This window comes from Parasulfitobacter algicola, from assembly GCF_013315265.1.
Lineage (GTDB): Bacteria > Pseudomonadota > Alphaproteobacteria > Rhodobacterales > Rhodobacteraceae > Parasulfitobacter > Parasulfitobacter algicola.
The window spans coordinates 303,124-323,884 of record NZ_JABUFE010000001.1 but is presented as its reverse complement, the minus strand read 5'-3'; the positions used below and the strand labels follow the sequence as shown (position 1 = coordinate 323,884).

Annotated in this window: 25 protein-coding genes; 13 read left to right on the top strand and 12 right to left on the bottom strand. The window is 48.9% G+C overall.

Annotated features, from left to right (window positions below; translation table 11 throughout):
• Position 1: 1 nt before the first annotated feature.
• Both HRQ87_RS01615 and HRQ87_RS01610 read right to left on the bottom strand, forming a co-directional pair.
• Entirely contained in the window at positions 2–457 is a 456-nt protein-coding gene (locus tag HRQ87_RS01615) for a MarR family winged helix-turn-helix transcriptional regulator (RefSeq protein WP_174134601.1), read from the bottom strand.
• Entirely contained in the window at positions 450–1,559 is a 1,110-nt protein-coding gene (locus HRQ87_RS01610) for an Acg family FMN-binding oxidoreductase (RefSeq protein WP_174134600.1), read from the bottom strand. The genes HRQ87_RS01615 and HRQ87_RS01610 overlap by 8 nt, the downstream gene beginning before the upstream one ends.
• A gap of 135 nt (positions 1,560–1,694) precedes the next feature.
• Between HRQ87_RS01610 and HRQ87_RS01605 the strand changes: the two genes are divergently transcribed.
• Positions 1,695–2,858 carry an alpha-hydroxy acid oxidase gene (locus tag HRQ87_RS01605; RefSeq protein WP_174134599.1) on the top strand — a complete coding sequence of 388 codons (1,164 nt, stop codon included), beginning with the start codon at positions 1,695–1,697 and terminating at the stop codon, positions 2,856–2,858.
• A 43-nt stretch (positions 2,859–2,901) separates the two neighbouring features.
• Here the strand turns inward: HRQ87_RS01605 and HRQ87_RS01600 are convergent, their stop codons facing one another.
• The gene (locus HRQ87_RS01600; RefSeq protein WP_174134598.1) at positions 2,902–3,486 is read right to left on the bottom strand and encodes an FMN-dependent NADH-azoreductase; all 585 of its coding nucleotides are present in this window, start codon (positions 3,484–3,486) and stop codon (positions 2,902–2,904) included.
• A 105-nt stretch (positions 3,487–3,591) separates the two neighbouring features.
• On the opposite strand from HRQ87_RS01600, the gene HRQ87_RS01595 reads away from it, so the two are divergent.
• Positions 3,592–4,476 carry a LysR family transcriptional regulator gene (locus tag HRQ87_RS01595; protein WP_174134597.1) on the top strand — a complete coding sequence of 295 codons (885 nt, stop codon included), beginning with the start codon at positions 3,592–3,594 and terminating at the stop codon, positions 4,474–4,476.
• Positions 4,473–5,360: a DMT family transporter gene (locus tag HRQ87_RS01590; protein WP_174134596.1), complete on the top strand. Its 888-nt coding sequence runs from the start codon at positions 4,473–4,475 to the stop codon at positions 5,358–5,360. The genes HRQ87_RS01595 and HRQ87_RS01590 overlap by 4 nt, the downstream gene beginning before the upstream one ends.
• A 6-nt stretch (positions 5,361–5,366) precedes the next feature.
• On the opposite strand, the gene HRQ87_RS01585 is transcribed toward HRQ87_RS01590, so the two are convergent.
• On the bottom strand, positions 5,367–5,690 hold the full coding sequence (locus HRQ87_RS01585) for a metalloregulator ArsR/SmtB family transcription factor (RefSeq protein ID WP_174134595.1): 324 nt from the start codon (positions 5,688–5,690) through the stop codon (positions 5,367–5,369).
• A gap of 204 nt (positions 5,691–5,894) precedes the next feature.
• Here HRQ87_RS01585 and HRQ87_RS01580 point away from each other — a divergent pair, with 204 nt between their 5' ends.
• The 5 genes from HRQ87_RS01580 to HRQ87_RS01560 all read left to right on the top strand — a co-directional run bounded on the left by HRQ87_RS01580 (position 5,895) and on the right by HRQ87_RS01560 (position 8,418).
• The gene (locus HRQ87_RS01580; protein ID WP_174134594.1) at positions 5,895–6,224 is read left to right on the top strand and encodes an AtpZ/AtpI family protein; all 330 of its coding nucleotides are present in this window, start codon (positions 5,895–5,897) and stop codon (positions 6,222–6,224) included.
• A 43-nt stretch (positions 6,225–6,267) separates the two neighbouring features.
• Positions 6,268–6,975: a F0F1 ATP synthase subunit A gene (locus HRQ87_RS01575; protein WP_174135355.1), complete on the top strand. Its 708-nt coding sequence runs from the start codon at positions 6,268–6,270 to the stop codon at positions 6,973–6,975.
• Positions 6,976–7,026: 51 nt separating this feature from the next.
• Positions 7,027–7,263, top strand: a complete 237-nt coding sequence (locus tag HRQ87_RS01570; protein ID WP_174134593.1) for a F0F1 ATP synthase subunit C — start codon at positions 7,027–7,029, stop codon at positions 7,261–7,263.
• Between the two features lie 76 nt (positions 7,264–7,339).
• Entirely contained in the window at positions 7,340–7,864 is a 525-nt protein-coding gene (locus tag HRQ87_RS01565; RefSeq protein ID WP_174134592.1) for a F0F1 ATP synthase subunit B', read from the top strand.
• Positions 7,861–8,418: a F0F1 ATP synthase subunit B gene (locus tag HRQ87_RS01560; RefSeq protein ID WP_174134591.1), complete on the top strand. Its 558-nt coding sequence runs from the start codon at positions 7,861–7,863 to the stop codon at positions 8,416–8,418. The genes HRQ87_RS01565 and HRQ87_RS01560 overlap by 4 nt, the downstream gene beginning before the upstream one ends.
• Positions 8,419–8,463: 45 nt before the next feature.
• Here the strand turns inward: HRQ87_RS01560 and HRQ87_RS01555 are convergent, their stop codons facing one another.
• The 6 genes from HRQ87_RS01555 to HRQ87_RS01530 form a co-directional block, all read right to left on the bottom strand.
• On the bottom strand, positions 8,464–9,231 hold the full coding sequence (locus tag HRQ87_RS01555; protein ID WP_174134590.1) for a FadR/GntR family transcriptional regulator: 768 nt from the start codon (positions 9,229–9,231) through the stop codon (positions 8,464–8,466).
• Positions 9,232–9,288: 57 nt separating this feature from the next.
• Complete coding sequence (locus HRQ87_RS01550) at positions 9,289–10,053, bottom strand: protein phosphatase 2C domain-containing protein (protein ID WP_174134589.1); 765 nt, start codon at positions 10,051–10,053, stop codon at positions 9,289–9,291.
• Positions 10,054–10,059: 6 nt separating this feature from the next.
• On the bottom strand, positions 10,060–10,929 hold the full coding sequence (locus HRQ87_RS01545; RefSeq protein ID WP_246251633.1) for an FHA domain-containing protein: 870 nt from the start codon (positions 10,927–10,929) through the stop codon (positions 10,060–10,062).
• Positions 10,926–11,150 carry a hypothetical protein gene (locus tag HRQ87_RS01540; RefSeq protein WP_174134588.1) on the bottom strand — a complete coding sequence of 75 codons (225 nt, stop codon included), beginning with the start codon at positions 11,148–11,150 and terminating at the stop codon, positions 10,926–10,928. The genes HRQ87_RS01545 and HRQ87_RS01540 overlap by 4 nt, the downstream gene beginning before the upstream one ends.
• Before the next feature lies 1 nt (position 11,151).
• A complete protein-coding gene (locus HRQ87_RS01535) occupies positions 11,152–13,599 on the bottom strand; it encodes a serine/threonine protein kinase (protein ID WP_174134587.1) in 2,448 nt (815 codons plus the stop codon).
• A 400-nt stretch (positions 13,600–13,999) separates the two neighbouring features.
• Positions 14,000–15,145, bottom strand: coding sequence for an alpha-D-ribose 1-methylphosphonate 5-triphosphate diphosphatase (locus HRQ87_RS01530; protein WP_174134586.1), 1,146 nt, complete (start codon positions 15,143–15,145; stop codon positions 14,000–14,002).
• Between the two features lie 46 nt (positions 15,146–15,191).
• On the opposite strand from HRQ87_RS01530, the gene HRQ87_RS01525 reads away from it, so the two are divergent.
• Positions 15,192–15,869 carry a DUF1045 domain-containing protein gene (locus HRQ87_RS01525; RefSeq protein ID WP_174134585.1) on the top strand — a complete coding sequence of 226 codons (678 nt, stop codon included), beginning with the start codon at positions 15,192–15,194 and terminating at the stop codon, positions 15,867–15,869.
• Here the strand turns inward: HRQ87_RS01525 and HRQ87_RS01520 are convergent.
• The gene (locus HRQ87_RS01520) at positions 15,851–16,387 is read right to left on the bottom strand and encodes a phosphonate metabolism protein/1,5-bisphosphokinase (PRPP-forming) PhnN (protein ID WP_174134584.1); all 537 of its coding nucleotides are present in this window, start codon (positions 16,385–16,387) and stop codon (positions 15,851–15,853) included. The genes HRQ87_RS01525 and HRQ87_RS01520 overlap by 19 nt on opposite strands.
• Before the next feature lie 320 nt (positions 16,388–16,707).
• On the opposite strand from HRQ87_RS01520, the gene HRQ87_RS01515 reads away from it, so the two are divergent.
• The gene (locus HRQ87_RS01515; protein ID WP_174134583.1) at positions 16,708–16,944 is read left to right on the top strand and encodes a hypothetical protein; all 237 of its coding nucleotides are present in this window, start codon (positions 16,708–16,710) and stop codon (positions 16,942–16,944) included.
• 35 nt (positions 16,945–16,979) lie between these two features.
• On the opposite strand, the gene HRQ87_RS01510 is transcribed toward HRQ87_RS01515, so the two are convergent.
• Positions 16,980–17,270, bottom strand: coding sequence for a phosphonate C-P lyase system protein PhnG (locus HRQ87_RS01510; protein ID WP_343035117.1), 291 nt, complete (start codon positions 17,268–17,270; stop codon positions 16,980–16,982).
• On the opposite strand from HRQ87_RS01510, the gene phnF reads away from it, so the two are divergent.
• The 3 genes from phnF (at position 17,233) to HRQ87_RS01495 (ending at position 20,752) form a co-directional block, all read left to right on the top strand.
• The gene (phnF, locus tag HRQ87_RS01505; RefSeq protein WP_174134582.1) at positions 17,233–17,847 is read left to right on the top strand and encodes a phosphonate metabolism transcriptional regulator PhnF; all 615 of its coding nucleotides are present in this window, start codon (positions 17,233–17,235) and stop codon (positions 17,845–17,847) included. The two genes, HRQ87_RS01510 and phnF, sit on opposite strands and share 38 nt — an antisense overlap.
• Positions 17,848–18,228: 381 nt before the next feature.
• A complete protein-coding gene (locus HRQ87_RS01500; RefSeq protein WP_174134581.1) occupies positions 18,229–18,435 on the top strand; it encodes a hypothetical protein in 207 nt (68 codons plus the stop codon).
• A 154-nt stretch (positions 18,436–18,589) separates the two neighbouring features.
• Positions 18,590–20,752 carry an esterase-like activity of phytase family protein gene (locus tag HRQ87_RS01495; RefSeq protein WP_174134580.1) on the top strand — a complete coding sequence of 721 codons (2,163 nt, stop codon included), beginning with the start codon at positions 18,590–18,592 and terminating at the stop codon, positions 20,750–20,752.
• The last annotated feature ends 9 nt before the right edge of the window (positions 20,753–20,761 follow it).

Here is a 20,761-nt window from a genome sequence, read left to right as displayed (position 1 = left end):
ATCAACTTGGCTTGTCGCGCGCCTTATCCATAAACATGCGTAATTTTGTTAAATTTGGCAAAGTGGCATCGATATCTTCGGGGGACAAAGCGTCCAGAAGGTTGTGAAAATCAGGTTCAAGACCACGTATCGCATTTTGTCTGAATGCGCGGCCCTGATCCGTCAGCCAAACGCATTTACTGCGTTTATCATCTGGATTAGCCCGCATTTCGATGAACCCATGCTTTTCTAGACCCGATAGAGTGTGTGTCATCGTTGTTTTCGCCACTTGAAACGCACGGGCCAGTTCAACTGGGGTTCGTCCGTCTTGCACCCGGATCAGATGATTGATCACCGAAAAATGCGATGCCAAGAGCCCTGTTGGTAACCGCGCCTCAAGCATGGCGCGGCTGAGTTGTTCCAATATGCCGATTTCATTGAAAAGCTGGAAGTATTTGGAAAATTCGTGTTCAGGCATTCAGCATCTTGGTCTCCAACGGCCAGCGCGGCGTACGTGGCACATCGGTACCATACCCAAGAAGCCCAAGCATTTGAACCGTTTCGCCGCCGGGCGCATAAAGTTTGTGTATTTCAGTATAAGGGTCTGATACGGCTTCATATTCTTGCAATGCCTGACTGACCGGGCGCAATTTCAGACCTGCCGCAGTTGTGGCCAGGTTCAAACGCAACCAATCGCGTCCGGCAGCAATTTGATCTTCGCGCGTATTTTGGGCGCTGATTTGAACAACAAACCCATGGGCTGAGGTAATCGCATCAACAGTATCCTGAATTGCGCCCTGTGATCCGGCATTATTGACGTCTGCCGCGGCTTCGCGCGTGAACAGCCCAACAGCTGCCAGACTATCCATCATCGGCCCGCCAATATCGATGCCGTCGGGTTGTGCATTGATTTCGGCCTTGCCAATACGAAGAAGATCAACGCTTTCCTGCCAGGCGTCCGGTGTGGCGGCTTCGGCCAGCCAAGCGGTTTGAGCGATGCGTTTCAGGGTTTCAACCTCGGCCAGATCAGTTGCGATATGCGCATATGGCTTCAGGGGCTGCACTGCCGTATTAGGGATTTTACGGTCTTCAAACGCTTCTTTATGACTGCGACGTTCCATAACGTATGCGAAAAGCGGATCGGGCTGACTGGCATTTGGTTTGAATATGCATTCAGCGACCGGACCATCTTCGCCTTGTGGAAACAGAACGGTTTCAACAGCGATATTCATCTGGGCCGCCGCCATATCCATAAGTTCAAGAAAACAGCCCATGCCAATTGTCAGCTGTCGTCCATATGGATCTGTCACAGGCAAATCGCGCGCTTTATCGCGATAGATCTGAACGGTGTTTTGACCGCGAAGCTCTGCCAGCCATGGTTGGCGATTGTGCGGATTAGGTGCCAACAAAGCGAAGGACAATGCATTCATGCGTGCATCTACATAGGTCCCCGCCATATCCCAAGGCGCCAAGGCCTTATGTGGTGTGCGCGTTGCCAGAAATGTTCCAGCCGTTGCAGTTGCTGCCAGGATTGTGCCGCCGCCAATCAATCCAAGTGTTTTGCGTCTGGTTAGTGCCATTGTTGCCTCCATAGTAGTACCATATCGCACTATATAGTGCGATATGGTACTATATGCAATAGATAGTATACGCTTGCTCGTAACGACCGGAATTGGTAACAAACCTTTACCAATACAATCAAAATGAGATATCCGATGCCCGTGATCACCTGCATTGACGACCTAAAGCAAATCTATCAGCGGCGTGTTCCAAGGATGTTTTATGATTATGCCGAAACCGGCAGCTGGACCGAACAGACGTTTCGTGAAAACACCAGTGATTTCGATCAGATCCGTTTGCGTCAGCGCGTGGCTGTGGATATGCAGGGTCGTTCAACAGCAACTAAGATGATTGGCCAAGATGTATCGATGCCGGTGGCGCTGGCCCCGGTTGGATTAACCGGAATGCAGCATGCGGATGGCGAAATCAAAGCGGCGCGGGCGGCTGAAAAATTCGGTGTCCCGTTTACCCTGTCCACAATGTCGATTTGTTCCATTGAGGATGTCGCAGCCAATACGACCAAGCCGTTCTGGTTTCAGCTTTATGTGATGCGTGACGAAGAATTTGTCGGCAATCTGATCCAACGGGCCAAAGATGCAAAATGTTCGGCTATGGTTCTGACCCTGGATCTGCAAATCCTGGGGCAACGGCACAAGGATTTGAAAAATGGCCTGTCCGCCCCGCCCAAGCTGACGCCCAGCACAATTGCAAACCTGATGACCAAATGGTCGTGGGGGCTTGAGATGATGTCGACCAAACGCCGCTTTTTCGGCAATATCGTTGGCCATGCCAAAGGTGTAAAAAATGCAGCGTCATTAAGTGACTGGACGGCTGAACAGTTTGATCCACGTTTGGATTGGGACAAAGTGAAAAAGCTAAAGGAACAATGGGGTGGTCCGTTGATCCTGAAAGGTATCTTGGATGCCGAAGACGCCAGAATGGCGCTTGATGTTGGGGCAGATGCGATTGTTGTATCCAATCACGGCGGACGGCAACTGGACGGTGCGCTAAGTTCAATCCGGGCATTGTCGTCGATTGTGGACGCAGTTGGGGATCAGATTGAAGTTCATCTGGATTCCGGTATTCGCAGTGGCCAGGATGTTTTAAAAGCAATGGCGATGGGTGCCAAAGGTACCTATATCGGTCGCGCTTTTGTCTATGGTCTTGGCGCTATGGGTCAAAAGGGCGTCACATCAGCGCTTGAGGTCATCCATAAGGAACTTGATACAACGATGGCGCTGTGTGGCCGTAAGCATGTCGAAGATCTGGATCGCGATATTCTTTTGATCCCCAAAGATTTCGAAGGAAACTGGCAGTAAAATCGACTAGGTGCGATTATGAAAACAGATCGCACCCAGAAATCTACGCAGCCAATTCTGCAATTTGCTTTTTTGCAGCTTTTAATGTCGTCTCTGCGTCAATGGCTAGTTGATCGGCGCTGATCAAAGTGACATCGGTCAACCCAATAAAACGCATAACGTGGCGCATATAGCCTGTGGCAAAATCAATATCTGACCCGACTTCTGTACCGCCGGACGCAGCAACCAAAAGCACACGTTTGTCTTTTAGCAATCCCACCGGACCTTTTGCGGAATAGGAAAATGTCAAACCAACACGTGCAATTTGATCAATCCAAGCCTTGAGCGCAGCGGGAACGCCAAAATTATAAATTGGAAAACTTATGACAACCACGTCGGCGTTCATTAGCTCTTCTACAAGTGTATCAGATTGCTGCAAAACAGCTTTTTGATCAGAGTTACGATCCTCAGCAGGTGTAAAAGTGGCACTAACCCAGCCTTGGCCGATCTGTGGAACTGGCGTTTTGGCCAGATCACGCGTGATCACACGACCCGGCTTTAAATGATCGATAACTGTGTCAGTCAGATCGCGGGAAACCGATCCTTCTGTGCGCGCCGAAGCGTCGATGCGTAAAATTGTATGTTCCATAATGTATACCTTTTTTGAGTGTCACGTGAAGCAATCGGCTATTGCAAAATTAAACACAATATGCCGATATAAACAGTAAGTGTTATTTCACGCACAGAGGGATGTATGGTTGATAACTGGGATGAAATCCGAACTGCCTATCAGGTTGCTCGTCTTGGCACAGTCAGTGGTGCGGCCGAGGTTTTGGGCGTTCACCATGCAACCGTCATTCGGCATATCGATGCGTTAGAAGGGAAATTAGGCGTTAAATTATTCCAACGGCACGCACGGGGATATACCGCCACCGAAGCGGGGGCGGATTTGCTGCAAGTGGCACAAGCCACGGATGATCAGTTCACACAGCTGACGGGCCGGATCAAAGGGCGCGGACAGGATGTAACAGGTGAGTTGGTTGTCACCTCACTTGCATCGGCATCAAAATTGTTGTCCCCGGTTCTAGCGCAATTTCAGTCGGAAAATCCTGACGTCATCATTCGCTATTTAACTGGGGAACGGCTGTTTCGGCTGGAATACGGCGAGGCCCATGTGGCCATCCGTGCAGGTAATCCGCCCGATCAACCCGACAATGTTGTTCAACAATTTGTCAAGGCACGTGCCATTCTTGTTGCAAGTGATGCGTATATCGACCGTCATGGCTTGCCGAAAAGTATGGATGATTTTCCCAAACACCAATTTGTCGCCCATGACAGCCCAACTTCGCGCGCGCCTTTTAACATCTGGCTTAAAAATAATGTGCCATTGGATAATATCACTTTTCGCACCACAGATAACCGATCTATGGAAGATGCCATAATTGCCGGTGCCGGCATCGGCTTTATTCCGAAATGGGAATTCATCAAACGCAATGATCTGACCGAAGTGATTGACAGCTTGGATGAATGGTCGGTTCCGATGTGGCTGGTGACCCATGTTGACCTGCATCGGACAATGAAAGTGCAGGCATTACTTAGTTTTTTAAAGGCACAGGCAAAAATCTGGGATGTTGAATGACCGAAAACGCCCGCGGTCATGGGGCAATGCTTTTATTTTCGGCCCTGGTTGCGGGATCTTTTTCGCTTGGATCACTGGCCGCGAATGAAATCGCCCCGGCCGCATTAAACGCGTTTCGATTCCTTCTGGCAGCACTTATTATCGGCGCAGCACTTTTGGCGACAAAAGGGTTTCATCGGCAAAACTTTAAAGCCCCGTGGCGCTATTTGATCCTTGGCGGATTATTTGCGACTTATTTTGTGCTGATGTTCGAAGGATTAAAGACGGCAGAACCAGTTAGTGCAGCGGCTGTCTTTACCTTAACGCCGATAATGGCGGCTGGGTTTGGATACTTGCTTATGCGGCAGATCCTGACATTTCGGATCGCACTGGCGCTTTTGATCGGCGCTATTGGCGCTTTATGGGTTATTTTTCGTGCGGACCTGACGGCGTTTCTGGCATTTCGCATTGGCACGGGCGAGATGATATACTTCTGGGGCTGTTTTGCCCACGCAATCTATACCCCGATGGTGCGCAGGCTGAATCGGGGGGAACCTGCGGTAGCATTTACGTTTGGCACTTTGGTCGCTGGGTTTCTAGTTTTGTTGATTTATGGGTGGTCCGATATTGTTGCAACGAATTGGATGACGCTGCCCATAATTGTCTGGCTTACGATCCTGTATACAGCCATTTTCGCCAGTGCAGCGACATTCGTCTTGCTGCAATACGCGACACTTCGACTGCCATCATCCAAGGTCATGGCATATACCTATCTTACGCCAAGCTGGGTCATTCTGTGGGAAATGGGATTGGGCAATGGGGCGCCGCCTTTGCTGATATTAGCAGGTGTGGCACTGACAATAATCGCGTTATTTTTGCTTTTGAAAATTACGCCGGTGAAATAACGGTTTTTAATCCTGTAATTCCTGCTTCAAAAACTGTTCAAAAGCGTCAAGATTGACGGCTTCGAATTGCCCGAAACTTTGCATCCAGATACTGGCGTTGCGCATGGCATCGGGTTCCAGCTTGCACCATTTAACGCGACCGCGTTTTTCCTGACTGATCAGACCTGCGCGGGTCAAAATGGTCAGGTGCTTTGAAATCGCGGCCAGCGACATATCAAACGGATCAGCGACGTCTGTGACCGCCATGTCGTCTTCCAACAACATGATCAGAATGGCGCGTCTGGTTGGATCTGCGAGCGCGGCAAAAGTAAGGTCAAGACGATTTTCCACCTGCTTTGCTAATCAGAGCACAGATAAATCGTCAACCATTTGGTTGAATATTGCAAAAATGTGGTTTCATGCGTTTAGCACGTTAAGTGAATCGCGTTATTCTGAAAGATTGCATTATATCAATATGTTACGGATTATCAAACGTGCTTGACTCGGTCACGGCCCACGACTAGCACTATCTCAACTGTCCGAAAGGTTTGGGCGATGGTGAATGATCCCGAAAAGGCGCGAATAGAAGCGCTGGAAGAGCGGATCGCTGCGATGAAAAAGACGCAAGAGCCTGCGCCGCGATCGGATGAACATTATTCTCAGGCGCAACTGGCCTGGCGGATGGTGATCGAACTTGTTGCCGGTCTTTTGATCGGATTTGGCATCGGATTTGGGTTGGACCGACTGTTCGGAACAACCCCAATATTTCTGGTGCTTTTTATATTGTTGGGTTTTATTGCGGGTGTGAAAACGATGCTTCGGTCCGCACAGGAAATCCAACAGAAACATCTGGCCAAACAGGCTGGCGAAGACAAAGGGGACTAACGTGGCGACGGAAGAAAGCGGCAGCGTTTTCAGTTTTCACCCGATGGATCAGTTCATCATCAAACCTTTGTTTGGTGATGGTGAAATCTATTGGTACACTCCGACAAATGTTACGTTCTGGATGGCGCTTACGATTATCAGTGTCGTTTTGCTCTTGGTTGTTACCACGCGCAAACGCGCGACGATCCCCTCACGTTCTCAATCCATTGCTGAACTGACTTATGGTTTCATCTACAAGATGGTCGAAGATGTCACCGGCAAAGACGGTCTGAAGTATTTCCCATATATTATGACGCTGTTTTTGTTTGTGTTGTTTGCAAACTTTCTTGGCCTTGTGCCAATGGCTTTCACAACAACGTCGCACATTGCTGTCACAGCAACCCTTGCTTTCGCGGTATTTCTAGCCGTTACATTGCTTGGTTTTGTCAAAAATGGCCCGGCATTCTTGTCGCTGTTCTGGGTGTCATCCGCGCCACTAGCAATTCGCCCGGTTTTGGCAATCATCGAGATCATATCGTACTTTGTACGCCCGGTCAGCCATTCAATCCGTCTTGCTGGTAATATGACCGCTGGCCACGCGGTGATCAAAGTTTTCGCAACATTTGCTGCGGCTGTTGCACTGTCGCCCCTAGCGATTTTGGGTGTTACGGCAATGTACGGGCTTGAGGTGCTTGTTTGCTTTATTCAGGCCTATGTTTTCACAATTCTAACCTGTGTCTATCTAAAGGATGCACTTCATCCGCATCACTAACACGCAGGTTTTCCCGCAAATTCTAGCTATTCCAACTCAAGGAGAATGATCATGGAAGGCGATATCGCAGAAATGGGTAAATTCATCGGCGCAGGCCTGTCGGCATTCGGCATGGGCTTGGCTGCTATGGGGGTGGGCAACGTTGCAGGTAACTTCCTGGCCGGTGCACTTCGCAACCCATCTGCCGCAGCTGGCCAAACAGCCACGCTCTTTATCGGCATCGCATTTGCAGAAGCTCTGGGCATCTTCTCGTTCCTGGTTGCACTTCTGCTGATGTTTGCTGTTTAAACCTGACAAACCAAATCCTTACGTGCGGGGTCGTATCATATCGGCCCCGTGGTAACTGAGGTTTCAGGAGGCCAAAATGGCAACAGAAAGCGGAGCAACCGAAGCAGCGGGTATGCCGCAGCTCGACTTCTCGACGTTCCCGAACCAGATTTTCTGGCTCGTCGTTACGCTTGTCGTAATTTATCTGATTTTGTCGCGCATTGCCCTGCCCCGTATCGGCGCAGTTCTTGCAGAGCGTCAGGGGACGATCACGAATGACATTGCTGCAGCAGAAGAACTGAAGCTAAAGGCCCACGAAGCAGAAGCCGCGTACAACAAAGCGCTGGCCGATGCACGGACCGAAGCACAAAAAATTGTTGCTGAAACGAAAGCCGAAATTCAAGCAGAGCTGGATGTGGCGATTGCGAAAGCGGATGCAGAGATTGCTGCCAAAACGGCCGAGTCCGAAAAAGCAATTGCCGAAATCCGCGAAACTGCAATGGACAGCATTAAGGCCGTTGCAATCGACACGACTAAAGAAATTGTTTCTGCGTTCGATGCGAAAGCAACTGCTGCTGATGTGAAGAAAGCCGTGGAAGAGAACATGAAGGCGATAACATGAAAAGACTAAGCCTGATTTTCATTGCTTTGGGCAGTCCTGCTTTGGCTGCAACGGATAAGCCATTCTTTTCGCTGGCAAACACTGATTTTGTCGTCTTTATTTCATTCCTAATTTTCATTGGCATTCTTGTTTATTTCAAAGTCCCAGGCATCATTGCGGGTCTTTTGGACAAGCGCGCTGAAGGTATCAGATCAGAATTAGACGAAGCCAAGGCCCTGCGGGAAGAAGCGCAAACTATTCTTGCATCATACGAACGTAAGCAAAAAGAGGTTCAGGAACAATCTGAACGTATTGTTGCGCAGGCCAAGGAAGACGCTGAATTGGCTGCTGAACAAGCGAAAGCAGATCTGGAAAAAACCATTGCCCGTCGATTGCAGTCGGCTGAAGAACAGATCGAAAGTGCGCAAGATGCAGCGATTAAGGAAGTGCGCAACAGCGCTATTGCTGTGTCAGTTGAGGCAGCGAAAGGCGTGATTGCAAAACAGATAAGTGCTGCAAAAGCGAATAATCTCATCGATGATGCAATTGAAACGGTTGACGCAAAGCTGCACTGATTTTCAAAAGATTTAAGAACTTAAAGCCCGCCTTATTGGCGGGTTTTATTTTCTCTGCTCATGCTCATATCGTTGCTTTGCAATCTCTTCGTTCTGATCGGCCTTCTTTTGGTTCGACAAGGCATTTTCGACAAAATCTAAATGCGCCTCAACGGCCTGTCTGGCAGCTTTTGCATCACGGGATTGCAAGGCTTCGTTTATGGCCCTGTGTTGATTTAAAAGTGTCATGCGAGTGGTGCGTTGTTTGAACATAATCTGGCGATTATAAAAAACGCCTTTGCGCAGCAATTCAAACATCGACCGCATCATATGCAGCATCACAACGTTATGGCTAGCTTCAATGATAGACAGATGGAACTGCGCATCCAGCTTAGCTTCATCAGCTGGGTTACGCTTGGAGTGGGTCTGTTCCATCTTGGCAAAAATAGCACCAATGACCTTCAGATCGGTATCTGATGCAGATAAAGTTGCGCGTTCCGCAGCCAACCCCTCTAGGTCACGACGAAACGAAATGTAATCAAAAACTGCTTCATCATGACTTGCGAATAGTTGGATCAACGCATCAGAAAACGCAGATCCTAGCACGTCAGCCACATATATACCGGCACCAGCGCGGCTGGACAGAAGCCCCTTATTTTGCAGTTCTGCAATCGCTTCACGAATAGAGGGCCGTGACACACCAAGTTGATCGGACAACTCACGCTCTGACGGAAGTCGTTCGCCTGGATGCAGTACGCCACGCAGTATTAGAAGTTCGATTTGTCGAACAACTGCGTTTGAAAGTTTTTCAGGTTGGATTTTGGTAAATGGCATATGCACCCCTTGAATTGGTCAAAATATATGACCAAACAAGGAGTGTATTCAACCAGATTAGCTGACTTTCAAAACTGTGAATGAAATGTTGTCCTGATCAGGATCTTTCAGCTTGTAAACTGCGCTTAACAATGCCTCTGCAATTTGTGCGCTAGACTTGCGTTTCGCACGATTGATCGTCGACTGGATCTGTTTATCTGTCAGAAACTGCAAACCATCACTTGCAACAACAAGAATATCGCCAGTTTGCAACGTCGTAGGTTCAACCCGGCAATCAATCTTAGGGATACGATCCCCCATCAAAACGGATGTCAAACAGTTGCGATCAGGATGATTGCGAGCTGTTTCTTCATCGATTTGGCCGGTTTTCACCATTACATCGATCTGCGGTGCCATCGAATGATCTTCATTCAATTGAGTCAGCGCACCCTTGCGGAAAAGATATAAAGGTGAGTCACCGATTGATATCCAATACAGCCGCTTTTCAAAAATAATAGGCGCAACCAAAGTCGCACCCATTCCCTGATGCCCAGGGTTTTCATCGACATGTGCACTAATGCAGTCGTTGGCGGAACGCGCAACATCTTGCAAAACGGTTGCAATGTCTTTTTCCAATGATTCCGGTTCACCGAATTGGAACTTCAACTCACTGAAAACCTCGGTCACAACAATCTTGCTGGCAACATCACCAGCGGCATGACCGCCCATGCCGTCTGCAAGAACTGCAAAACCAAAAGGGTTACCCAAATTGAAGTCGGCCACAACCGCATCTTCTTGATATTCGCGTTGGCCTTTGCTTATGGCCGTCGTAACGTCGTACACAGCTACTTACTCGTCTGTAGTTTCTGGGGCTTCGTCTTCGTCCGACCATGAGAAATTTTCCCCACATAGGGCAAGAAATAACAGGGTCGTCTGTCCAATTCTTATCAAGTCACCGTGGTAAAGATCCTCGGTGCTTAGAACTGGTTTTTCGTTTAGTCTAACCAAGTTGGATTTGCCGCCGTGACCGATGAAAAATTTTCTTTGTTCATCATCATACGCGATGGTTGCGTGATTTTCCCGCGATATGCTGGTGTCACCAAAATCCAGTTGAATGGCCTGATCTTCACCACGACCAATTTGTGAAACACCTGCTTTGATCGAAGTAGATTCGCCGCGGCCTGGTCCTTTTAGAACGATGATCCAACCAACTGGATACCGATCACTTTTAGATTTTACGGGTAATGCAGCAGGTTGTTCAACGTTACCTTGAACATCTTCAAGCTGACCGCTTGATCTTTCAAATCCAAGCAAACGGGTTTTTACCCGTCCCCCACGACGCACGGGGCGATTTTCTGTATCCTCAACCGGCTGTTGTTCTACAGCCGGTTCTGGCGTTGCAGTTACTTGGGGTGCATCTTCTGATGCTGCAATTTCCCACATGTCACCTTCAGGCGCTGCATTATTTGCTTGTTGCGGGACTTGCGGTGTTGATGTGCCGTTTGTTTGCTGTGGTTGTTGCGTAGGCGCTGCCGCCTGAGCCGCGCCATTTATCTGCGGCGCATTTGACCCATTTTGCACATTATTTTCAGGCTCAACTGCTTTTTCAACAGCTGGCTCTTGTCTTGCTTGCGCAGAGGCATCGCCTCTTTTTGATACAAGTTCTTGAATAAACCTCAGTTTACCATCTTCACTACGAGGTCTGATACGTCTGATCATTTCACCACCTCATTTTCGCCGAAGCTAGAGCCGCTGCATGAATTCTGTCCATGACGTACACTTGCGCTTCTGACATTGCGGTTTTGTTTGAAAGCACTGCTTGCATACACTGTATTCGCAGCATTGTGCAAATAGCATGTGTTAGAAGCATGCTGCTCTTTTTGTTTCGGATAAACCGACATAATAAGAGCAACCGCAGGAGTGCGTGCCACAATGATCATATCAACCTTCCTCGGCTAACAACATTCTGGCTGTGGTTTCGAAACCGTTGCGATCAACGGTAAATTCTGCATCGGTCATTCCATCGCGTGCCAGACGGCTTAGTAGGAACTCAAGGCTTTGTGCCGTCGTAAGTTCACGGCCTGTCGATGCTTCTGAAGCCACAACATCACCTTCTTCGAAATCTGTTATTGATGCGTTAGCCACATCAGAGACAACAGTTCTCCATTGACCGTCAATAAAGGAGATTTCAAAGCTGATACCATTTTTCAGAACCAGGTCGCGTGATGCCGCAATTGCAAGCGTGTTATGTTCAAATGGCGCACCTTCTGATGCTTTCAGTCTGACGTCTGCGTAAATAAATTGCTGCTGTCCAAGATCAGGAGATCTTAGCAACAATTCTTCGATTGTAACGCCACCTGTGACCCAATCACCATTTATAGCATAGATAACAACACCTTCGTTGATCCATTCCCCATCTGGAATGGACGAAGCAGAGCGATCAACATTCGTGATAATGGGGAATTCACCATTCTCAGTCTGGCCTTGCTGTGTTTGGAATGGAACAGATATATCCCATTCTGCAGACTGCAGTTGGTCGAAAGCAATATCACCACTTCCAGTAGGTTGCTGAACAAGTGCATTATTGTTTTGCTCAGCTGGCTGACCGAAAATGATAAAGTCACCATCATCGGATTGTGAGGTTGATGAGTTCTGTGGTGTAGCGACGTTTTCTTGCGTGGCAGTGTTTTCAGCCACTTGATCACCCACGGATTCTGCAACAGGATCTTCAGGCTGTATCGACAATCCACCAGACATATCAAAAACAATCGGCTCATTTTCTGGTGCAACTTCGGGCTCTTCTACAGGCTCGGTTACCTCGGGATCAGCCGTTGCAACGTCTTCCTGAACAACCGGCTCTTCGACAGGTGCCTGTTCTTCTACAACGATAGTAGGTTCTTCGACAGGTGCCTGTTCTTCAATGGCCGCTTCTTCTGTGGCAACAGGCGATTCGACTGCAGCGGTTTCTTCTTCGACAATAGTTTCAGAAGGTGTCTCAGTTTCTTCAACGACAGGTGTTTCCGGTGTCGTTACAGCTTCAGCCTGTTCTTCAACGACCTCAGGCGTTACCACCTCGGGTTCGGGGGAAATAACGACGTTTGCTGTTTCCGTTTCTTCTGTAACAGGCGCAGTGTCAACTTCCTGTACAACAGGTGCTGTTTCAACGTCTGGCGTTGCTGTCGCAACAGGTGTTGTTGGCGTAACCGCATCATCACCAGGAGCGAATTGCATAAACGCGACGCCCGCAATGATAGCCACGACGGCAACAGAGCCCAAAAGCATGCCCATGCTTTTCTTCTTCGGCTCTGGCGAAAGCGATGCCTTGACCTGAGATGCTGCTTTTGGGGCTTCGGTTTTAGATGCTGCTTTAGCGGCCGGCGTGGCTTTTCCGCCTTTTTCATCGGCCAGAAGACGTGCGATTGAAGCTTCGACAGGTTTATCCGTTTTGTCTTCTGTCACTTTACCATCAAGAACATCCAACCATTCTTGGGCAGATTTGATACGATCTTTCGGTAGGACACTGATCGCTTTGTCTAACGCAGGCAAAAACCGCTCTGGATATCCTTCAAAACGGCCCGTAAGCGGTTCATATATATCCACACCACTTTCAGCGATTGAGGCCAGACGCGCCTGACTATTGGGCGGGGCTTCACCAGTGATCGCATGATAGAATGTGGCCGCAAGCGCATACAGATCGCTTGAGTCATTTTGTGAACTGCCCGCAATATAGAATTCTTGTGGGGAATATCCGTCTTTGACGACGCGCAGTGCAGACAATGCACGGCTTTTCGTTGACGCCTGTTCACGCGCGGCACCAAAGTCAATCAGAATGGGTTCACCAGCTTTGTTAACCAAAACATTATCGGGCGAAATATCACGGTGCAGAACGCCACGTTCGTGGACAAAGCCAACAGCGCCCAGAAGCTTGCGCAACATAGAAACAATATTGTCGGGTGTAATTACGACTTTATCGTCATCAATGATCTCAAGCAAATCGCGGCCATTGATGAAATCGATGGCCATATAGGCGGTGTCATTGTCTTCGAAAACCTGATGCACACCAACGATATTTGGGTGCGATAATTTTGACTGGCTTTTCGCCTCTTGAACAAAAAGTTTAACAATGGATTTGAATTCGTTTTGATGTGCACGAGATCGCGCACCAACAATTGTATTACTCCGACGGCAAAACGCGCCTGGAAAACACTCTTTAATAACAACATCACGATCCAGGCTGTCTTTTGCCAGATAAGTTATGCCGAAACCACCGCTGTTGATGAATTTTGTAATCGTGTACTGACCCTGAAGCAACTGTGTGCCAGGCTTCAGCTCATCTACAAAACCTTCATCTTCATCTTCGGGCTTCTCTGCCCCTTGATTGACTGCCATAGGATGCCCATCCCCAGATTGATATTTACTAATGTTAGCAATTAACTAACGATACAAAAGGCGATTTTTTAGTGAAAACGACGCCGACAATTTGGTATTATAGCGACTTAATTAAGGCACGACCACAAGCCTTATGTTAAGTTAACGTGACATCTTAACCAATTATAGTGATGCATATACCGCATGGTACTCTAACTACTAAAAATAGTTAATTCCCTTATTATAAAGGCTCTTTTGAGTTTTGCCACCAATGCATACAATCAGAGGTTATGGTTTCCAATCAGGAAACAGCCCAATAAAAAATGTGGCTAATTCATAGCAAAAGTCATAATTTTTTGCTGACTCTGGGGCAATGGCCGAAAAAAGGTATGCGAATCTAAACAGGGCGGTCTTAGAATCATCAGCCAACACGCAACCCATTTGACCAGACACCACGCACCGCGGGTATTTTATGTAATGTACTAAAGCGGATGATATCGGCCCTAGCGCCTGATCTTAAACTGCCCCTGTCATCAAGATGTGCTGCTTGGGCTGGCGCAGATGTCACTGTTGATACCCCGCGCGCCATATTTCCCCAAAGGTTGCCCAAATGAACGGCCCCCAGCAAAAGGGATGCGGGCACGTAATCAGATGACAGAATATCCAGATGATCAATTTGCGCCAGATCCGCGGCTGCCACATTGCCGGAATGTGATCCACCCCGTACCAGATTGGGGGCCCCCATGATGATGCCGATATCTGACGCCTTACAGGCTTGGGCTGCAACAACTGTTGTGGGAAATTCCGCAACAGTGATGCCGTGGGTTTTGGATACGCCAACTTGTTCAGCGGTCGTGTCATCATGGCTGGCAAGCGTCGCCCCCAACCGATTGGCCGCTTCGACAGCAGCCGCTTCGTGCTTGGCCCCTAATTCTGAGTGAATATCATAGAGTTGTTGAACATAGATATCGAAATCATTTTTGCTTAACCCGTGTTTGCCGCAAACATAATCTTCGAACTTTGATAGATCGGAAAACTGGCGCTGTCCTGGGGTGTGATCCATCAGGCTGATGATGCCAATGCGATCCTGTGGTCCAAATTCAGCCAATTCATCAATCAATGTTTCAGAACAGATCTCGGCGCGCAAATGCAAATGATGGCTGATCTTCAATGCCCCGGCATCCCGCATCGCCAGAATTTCATTTGCCATCTGACGCGCATATTTACGGTATCTTGCTGTTTGATTTGACACGATTGATCCAACACGGATGGCATCAAACACAGTCGTAATACCTGTGCTGGCCAATTCACCATCATGGGCAAGAATGGCGGCCTGATGGGGCCAGTCAACTTTGGGACGCGGGTTGATATGCCGTTCCAGATTATCGGTGTGCAGTTCGATCAAACCCGGCGCCACATAATCGCCTTGGCAATCTATTGCGTCTGAGGGCACGGTATGGCCGGTATCAATCGACGTGATAATGCCATTGCGAACCGTCAGACTACCCTTGACGGTTTCGGTCGGCAAAACAAGCGTGGCATTGGCCAATATAAGGTCATGTGTCATGGAAATGTTAACCAACTTCTTCAGGTTGGGCCAAAGGAACAAGGCGATGAATTTCAAAAGGTTTGGCATTTATTACACACCGCCAAAAGGCAGTTTTGCAGACTTCGGCGCAAGTTGGCTGGGATGGGATATCGCTAATGGCACGCCCATGCCCCACCTGGATAGTTTGCCTGGCATTAATACTGTCACGCATGTTCCCAGAAAATATGGGTTTCATGGTACGTTGAAGCCGCCATTTTATCTGGCCGATGGGCTGACGCGCAATCATTTGCAGGATGCCATTGCAAAGCTGTCCCAATCGATCCGACCAGCTAAGGCGGATGGTTTGCAACTGTCGCAAATCGCGCAGTTTCTGGCGCTGACACCCGTTGGTGATACAAGTGGTTTGAACCAGCTGGCGGACAGTGTTGTGACGGAACTGGATAAATTTCGCAGACCGGCAACTGCAGATGAACTTGCGCGCCGCCGCAAATCCAACCTGTCTGCGCGACAGGGTGAATTGCTGGAAAAATGGGGTTATCCCTATGTTCTTGAGGAATTTCGTTTTCATATAACGGTCAGCGGATCTTTGGACGCGGGAACACTTCAAACGGTTAGGGCTGCCTTGAAGCCACAGTTGGACCGCATGTTGCCCGCACCTTTTGTCATCAATGATCTGACTTTGGTGGGCGAGGCGGACGATGGATTTTTTCACGAAATTCATCGCTATGCCCTGACTGGGTGAAGAATAGCCAAAGCGATATTAAGGGTCTTTTCGATAGGGCCGCTGTTATCTATTGAATGAATATCCAGTATTTTCGGCAATGTACATTGTGCTTGGGCAAGACGTTTTGCGATGTCTTCTTCAGTTTCACGCCCGCGCTCGATCAGGCGTTTGGCCAATACCTTAGCCGGGACAGTCAGGGACAAAATCAACAGGTTCGGAAACATCGTTTGTGCGGTCAACAAAACACCGCGCGACAGGTTTGTAATAGCATCCTGACCGTTTTGAACGATGGCCAATGTGTTCTTTGGAATGCCATAAGACAGCCCGTGCGAGTGCCATGCCAAACAAAACGTACCTATCTGATCCAGATGCTGAAATTCGGCCTGCGTGACGCTGGCGCAGTCTTCTGCTTTGGCCTGTCGCGTAATAGTGCGTTGCACTTTATGAAGTTGTGGCGCACGTGCGCAAAGTCCATTTATTACAGTATCCTTGCCCGCATCCGAACGGCCCAAAACAGCAATCAAACGTCCAGTCATCAAGACACCTTTGGCATGAAACATGGTACATCGATATTGCGGTCACAGACATGGTTACCAACAGCGTGGTCATGGAAAATTCCAACAACTGCCGCGCCGCGAGCTTTATAGGCAGAAGTGCCAATAAAAAAGATTATAAGACAAGCGTTGACGCGAGTTTGGGTAATCTCGACCCGGTCCAGCCAGTCGGTCGCGGCATTGCGGATCGTTCCATAATGTGTGGCCTTCAGCGCCGGTATGCAGAATATGTTGACATTCGAAGTACACGCCATGATTCTGCGATACAGAAAGCCCAGATCATTGAAAAATTGAGAAAAATATTGGCTAAACGAAAATCCAACCCACGTCTGATGCTTCGGCTTGTTGGACTGACCGTAATTATCGGGGCGCTTGCCATGGGGGTTGGTCTTCCGGCGCTGCTGATGTCGCAAGAGGGTACAAGGATCAGCGACCCAGACGCGCTTCGACGCATCATTTTCATGATCCTTGGGGGTGGTCTTGGTGCTGGTGCGGTACTGATCTTGATAAGTTTTTTTGTCAAAGGGCGCGATGGCTGATCACTTGTGCGTCTGCGTTAAGTGATGGGGCGCATTCATTTGTTATCCCCCCGAACCATTGTAAAGAATTCAACCTTTGTGGCAGCTGCCTTGTTAGTCATGTCACGCCCCTGAACATTGCCATGGGCAACTTCGCCGCTGTCTGGTTTCAGCGAAAAACGGGTGATGGCCATTTCACCAAGATTAAAGGTGGCACCTTCGCGTCCACGTATTATGACAGTGCTGGTTTCAGGTAGGCGAAGCCAAGAATGGCGGGGATGAACGCCCAATCTATTAAAAAGATGTTCAGTGTCTTTGGCGGGTCGCTTTGGTGTTAATCGGCACACAATACGACGCGCATTGGCTGAAATGGCGCAAGATGGTCTGGTTCATTCGCGGCGTGGGGCCGGGGTGTTTGTGACCACAAAACCCACTGACTATGCGATTGGGCAGCGGGTGCGGTTTCATCAAAATCTGCGCGCAGCAGGTCGGACACCGGAAAAACAGATCCTGATGACTGAAACCCGAAATGCGGCAGAAAAAGAGGCTTTGGCCCTGCAGATCGCACCCGGCGAAGCGGTTCATGTCTATGAAGGTTTGTCGCTGGCGGATGGTCAGCCAATTGCCACCTTTCGCAGCATCTTTTCCGCGCAACGTTTTCCTGATTTTCTGACGCACTTACTGCAAACACAATCAGTGACGTCAGCACTGAGAAAGGAAGGCATAGATGATTATATCCGTGCTACAACGCGACTAACCGCCAAGCAAGCAAACGCAACCCAAGCGCTGCATCTACGCATATCTGAAGGCGCACCGATTTTGCGGACGGTTTCCGTCAACGTCGATATGAATAGCAGGCCCATCGAATATGGTCACAGCTGGTTTGCCGGGGATCGGGTTACGCTGACGGTATATAACCCCTAAGGCGCTTGTTTTTCTAAAATGCAGGCACACGCTAATTGCGGCGCGTTTCGGCTGGCCCCTGACAGGGCTTCGGCATGATTTGAGGCGTGATTAGCGATGCCTACACGATCAAGAATATCAACAGCATGGTGGATTTCAGTTTTGGGAAATAGTACCTACAGCGGTATTTCGGCCAGATTTTTGGGTCAGCTTGTCGATTGGAAGCACAGTGACTATCCCCAGGACCTGTGCCTTGGATTATGTCAGTTCTTCAAACGCCAGATGCCTTTCCAATGAAGCTTTTGTCACGAAGCACCTTTTTGCAGCATTAAGGACTCGCTTAACCGTGAAATGCGCGTTAATTCTGTTTTCGGGGATATGCTGCATCAGGGGTGATGAAACATGAATTTGAATGGTCATCAGTTAACCGCCGAAGACATTCTGAACATGCCTGAAGGTGAAGTTCACGAATTCATGCGAAATAAAATCGCAACGCATAAATTAAGCCCAATCATAAAATCACTTAATATATCTGCATTATCCGCTGACCAGAACGAAAAGATGCTGGCAAAAAAAGCGCTTCAGCATCTTGGGTTTGCAGATCAGTAAAGTTCTGTTTCCGAATGCAAAGTTTCTTATTCTCAGTGCGTTGTAGCGCGTAAAAGTCCGGCTGGAAATCTTTTACGAAACCAAAATAAAACCGTTACATGGATGTCGTGTATGTAAGACATCTCCGCTTGAATGAAACTGAACGGAGAGTGATGTGTCAAAACGTCTAATATACATAACATCGATCCTTGCGCTGACGGCAAGTGCCAGCTGGGCTGAGATGAATTTTAACCGCATAGCATCGTTCGAGACTGCTTTGAACAACGGTGATGATGTTACCAAGGAATCATCGGCTGAAATTATTGCGGCGACGGCTGACGGCATGACGCTTGTATATACGGATGGCCCTTTGGGGGTGATAGGTATGATCGATATTTCAGATCCCGCATCCCCCATACCTTTGGGCAACATACCGATTGATGGTGAACCGGCATCTGTGTCTGTGACTGGAAACCAGGCGTTTGTCGCGGTGAACACATCTAACAGCTATACCGCGCCATCCGGTTATGTTGTGGCGTTTGATCTGGCAACGCGTGTTCAGACAGGGCGTTGTGATTTGGGTGGACAACCTGATGCCGTGGCTGTGGCTCAAGACGGAACTTTTCTATCAGTCGCCATTGAAAACGAACGCGACGAAGACGCGGGCGACGGGCGAACAGGCCAGATGCCTGCCGGAATGCTGCTGATGATTGACATCGCAAATGGTGCGCTGCAATGCGGCAGTCTGCGCACTGTTGATCTGACGGGACTTGCTGCTGTATCGCCCGAAGACCCTGAACCGGAATACGTCGATATCAACACACTTGGTGAAACGGTCGTTAGTCTTCAGGAAAACAATCACATTGTGGTTGTGGCGCGTGATGACAGCATTATCAGTCATTTTTCTGCAGGTGCTGTCGATCTGGAACAGGTCGATCTGATCGAAGAAGGGGCGTTGCTTTTTAACCAAAGCCAACCGTTCCGCGTGCGTGAACCCGACGCTGTCAAATGGATTGATGACATGCATTTCGCCACCGCAAACGAAGGTGATATGGACGGCGGAAGTCGCAGTTGGACGATTTTCCATAAGGATGGCGATGTCGTTTACGAAAGCGGTACATCTTTTGAACATGCTATCATTCAGATCGGCCACTATCCCGAAGAACGGTCCGGCAACAAAGGTATTGAACCGGAATCGATTGAAACAGCGATATTTAATGGCACACCAATCGCCTTTGTCGGGGCAGAACGTGCATCGGTTGTGGGTGTCTATGATATCTCTGATCTTGCATCCCCGGTTCTGACACAGCTTTTACCGTCGGGTATCGGGCCAGAGGGCTTTGTCGCCATCCCCGATCGCAATCTGCTGATTTCTGCCAACGAAGCCGACCTTGGCCCAGATGGGGGTATTCGTAGCCATGTGATGATTTTTGAATATGGCCAAGGCACTGCCGCTTATCCGATGCTGACGTCGGAAGGGTTAAGCGATGCGTCGGGTGCCCCAATCGGGTGGGGCGCAATTTCGGGCATGGTGGCGGATTCGGATGGTATGATCTATGCCGTCAACGACAGCTTTTATGGCCAACAGCCGACGATCTTTAAGATTGACCCGTCGGTCAAACCTGCCCGCATCATCGACGCCATTCGTGTTACGCGCGATGGTGCACCGGCACAAAAGCTGGACTTGGAAGGGATAACTTTGGACGGCGAAGGTGGCTTTTGGCTGGCCTCAGAAGGTCGGACAGATCGTGTTATTCCGCATGCATTATATCATGTGAATGCTGATGGTCAGATCGAACAGGAAATTGGCCTACCTACGGAATTGATGTCTGTGGAAAAACGTTTCGGGTTCGAAGGTATTACCAAGATCGGTGATACGCTTTGGCTGGCCGTTCAGCGGGAGTGGCGCGATGATCCGGACAATCACGTCAAATTGGTCGCCTATCATACGGATACAAAAGAATGGGGCGCCGTTCATTATCAAAAAGCGCAGCCTGAAAAAGGCTGGGTTGGGCTGTCTGAAATCACAGCGTTCGGTGATTACGTCTATGTGGTGGAACGGGATAATCAGATCGGTACGGCTGCCGTGACCAAAAAGATCTATCGGATCGCATTGTCAGAAATGATACCGGCTGGTTTGGGGGGCGATCTTCCTGTTGTGAACAAAGAAATCGTCCGCGATCTGTTACCCGATCTAAAGCAACTGAATGGCTATGTTCAGGACAAGGTGGAAGGATTGGCGATTTTGCCAAATGGCCAGGGATTTGTGTCCACTGACAACGATGGCGTTGATGATCATTCTGGTGAAACGCTGTTCTTTTCAATCGGCCAGATGTGAAAACAGGCG

Coding starts and splice junctions, on each gene's coding strand:
- HRQ87_RS01615 (WP_174134601.1), bottom strand. CDS start 457: ATGCCTGAACACGAATTTTCCAAATACTTCCAGCTTTTCAATGAAATC.
- HRQ87_RS01610 (WP_174134600.1), bottom strand. CDS start 1,559: ATGGCACTAACCAGACGCAAAACACTTGGATTGATTGGCGGCGGCACA.
- HRQ87_RS01605 (WP_174134599.1), top strand. CDS start 1,695: ATGCCCGTGATCACCTGCATTGACGACCTAAAGCAAATCTATCAGCGG.
- HRQ87_RS01600 (WP_174134598.1), bottom strand. CDS start 3,486: ATGGAACATACAATTTTACGCATCGACGCTTCGGCGCGCACAGAAGGA.
- HRQ87_RS01595 (WP_174134597.1), top strand. CDS start 3,592: ATGGTTGATAACTGGGATGAAATCCGAACTGCCTATCAGGTTGCTCGT.
- HRQ87_RS01590 (WP_174134596.1), top strand. CDS start 4,473: ATGACCGAAAACGCCCGCGGTCATGGGGCAATGCTTTTATTTTCGGCC.
- HRQ87_RS01580 (WP_174134594.1), top strand. CDS start 5,895: ATGGTGAATGATCCCGAAAAGGCGCGAATAGAAGCGCTGGAAGAGCGG.
- HRQ87_RS01575 (WP_174135355.1), top strand. CDS start 6,268: ATGGATCAGTTCATCATCAAACCTTTGTTTGGTGATGGTGAAATCTAT.
- HRQ87_RS01570 (WP_174134593.1), top strand. CDS start 7,027: ATGGAAGGCGATATCGCAGAAATGGGTAAATTCATCGGCGCAGGCCTG.
- HRQ87_RS01565 (WP_174134592.1), top strand. CDS start 7,340: ATGGCAACAGAAAGCGGAGCAACCGAAGCAGCGGGTATGCCGCAGCTC.
- HRQ87_RS01560 (WP_174134591.1), top strand. CDS start 7,861: ATGAAAAGACTAAGCCTGATTTTCATTGCTTTGGGCAGTCCTGCTTTG.
- HRQ87_RS01555 (WP_174134590.1), bottom strand. CDS start 9,231: ATGCCATTTACCAAAATCCAACCTGAAAAACTTTCAAACGCAGTTGTT.
- HRQ87_RS01545 (WP_246251633.1), bottom strand. CDS start 10,929: ATGATCAGACGTATCAGACCTCGTAGTGAAGATGGTAAACTGAGGTTT.
- HRQ87_RS01540 (WP_174134588.1), bottom strand. CDS start 11,150: ATGATCATTGTGGCACGCACTCCTGCGGTTGCTCTTATTATGTCGGTT.
- HRQ87_RS01535 (WP_174134587.1), bottom strand. CDS start 13,599: ATGGCAGTCAATCAAGGGGCAGAGAAGCCCGAAGATGAAGATGAAGGT.
- HRQ87_RS01530 (WP_174134586.1), bottom strand. CDS start 15,145: ATGACACATGACCTTATATTGGCCAATGCCACGCTTGTTTTGCCGACC.
- HRQ87_RS01525 (WP_174134585.1), top strand. CDS start 15,192: ATGAATTTCAAAAGGTTTGGCATTTATTACACACCGCCAAAAGGCAGT.
- HRQ87_RS01520 (WP_174134584.1), bottom strand. CDS start 16,387: ATGACTGGACGTTTGATTGCTGTTTTGGGCCGTTCGGATGCGGGCAAG.
- HRQ87_RS01500 (WP_174134581.1), top strand. CDS start 18,229: ATGAATTTGAATGGTCATCAGTTAACCGCCGAAGACATTCTGAACATG.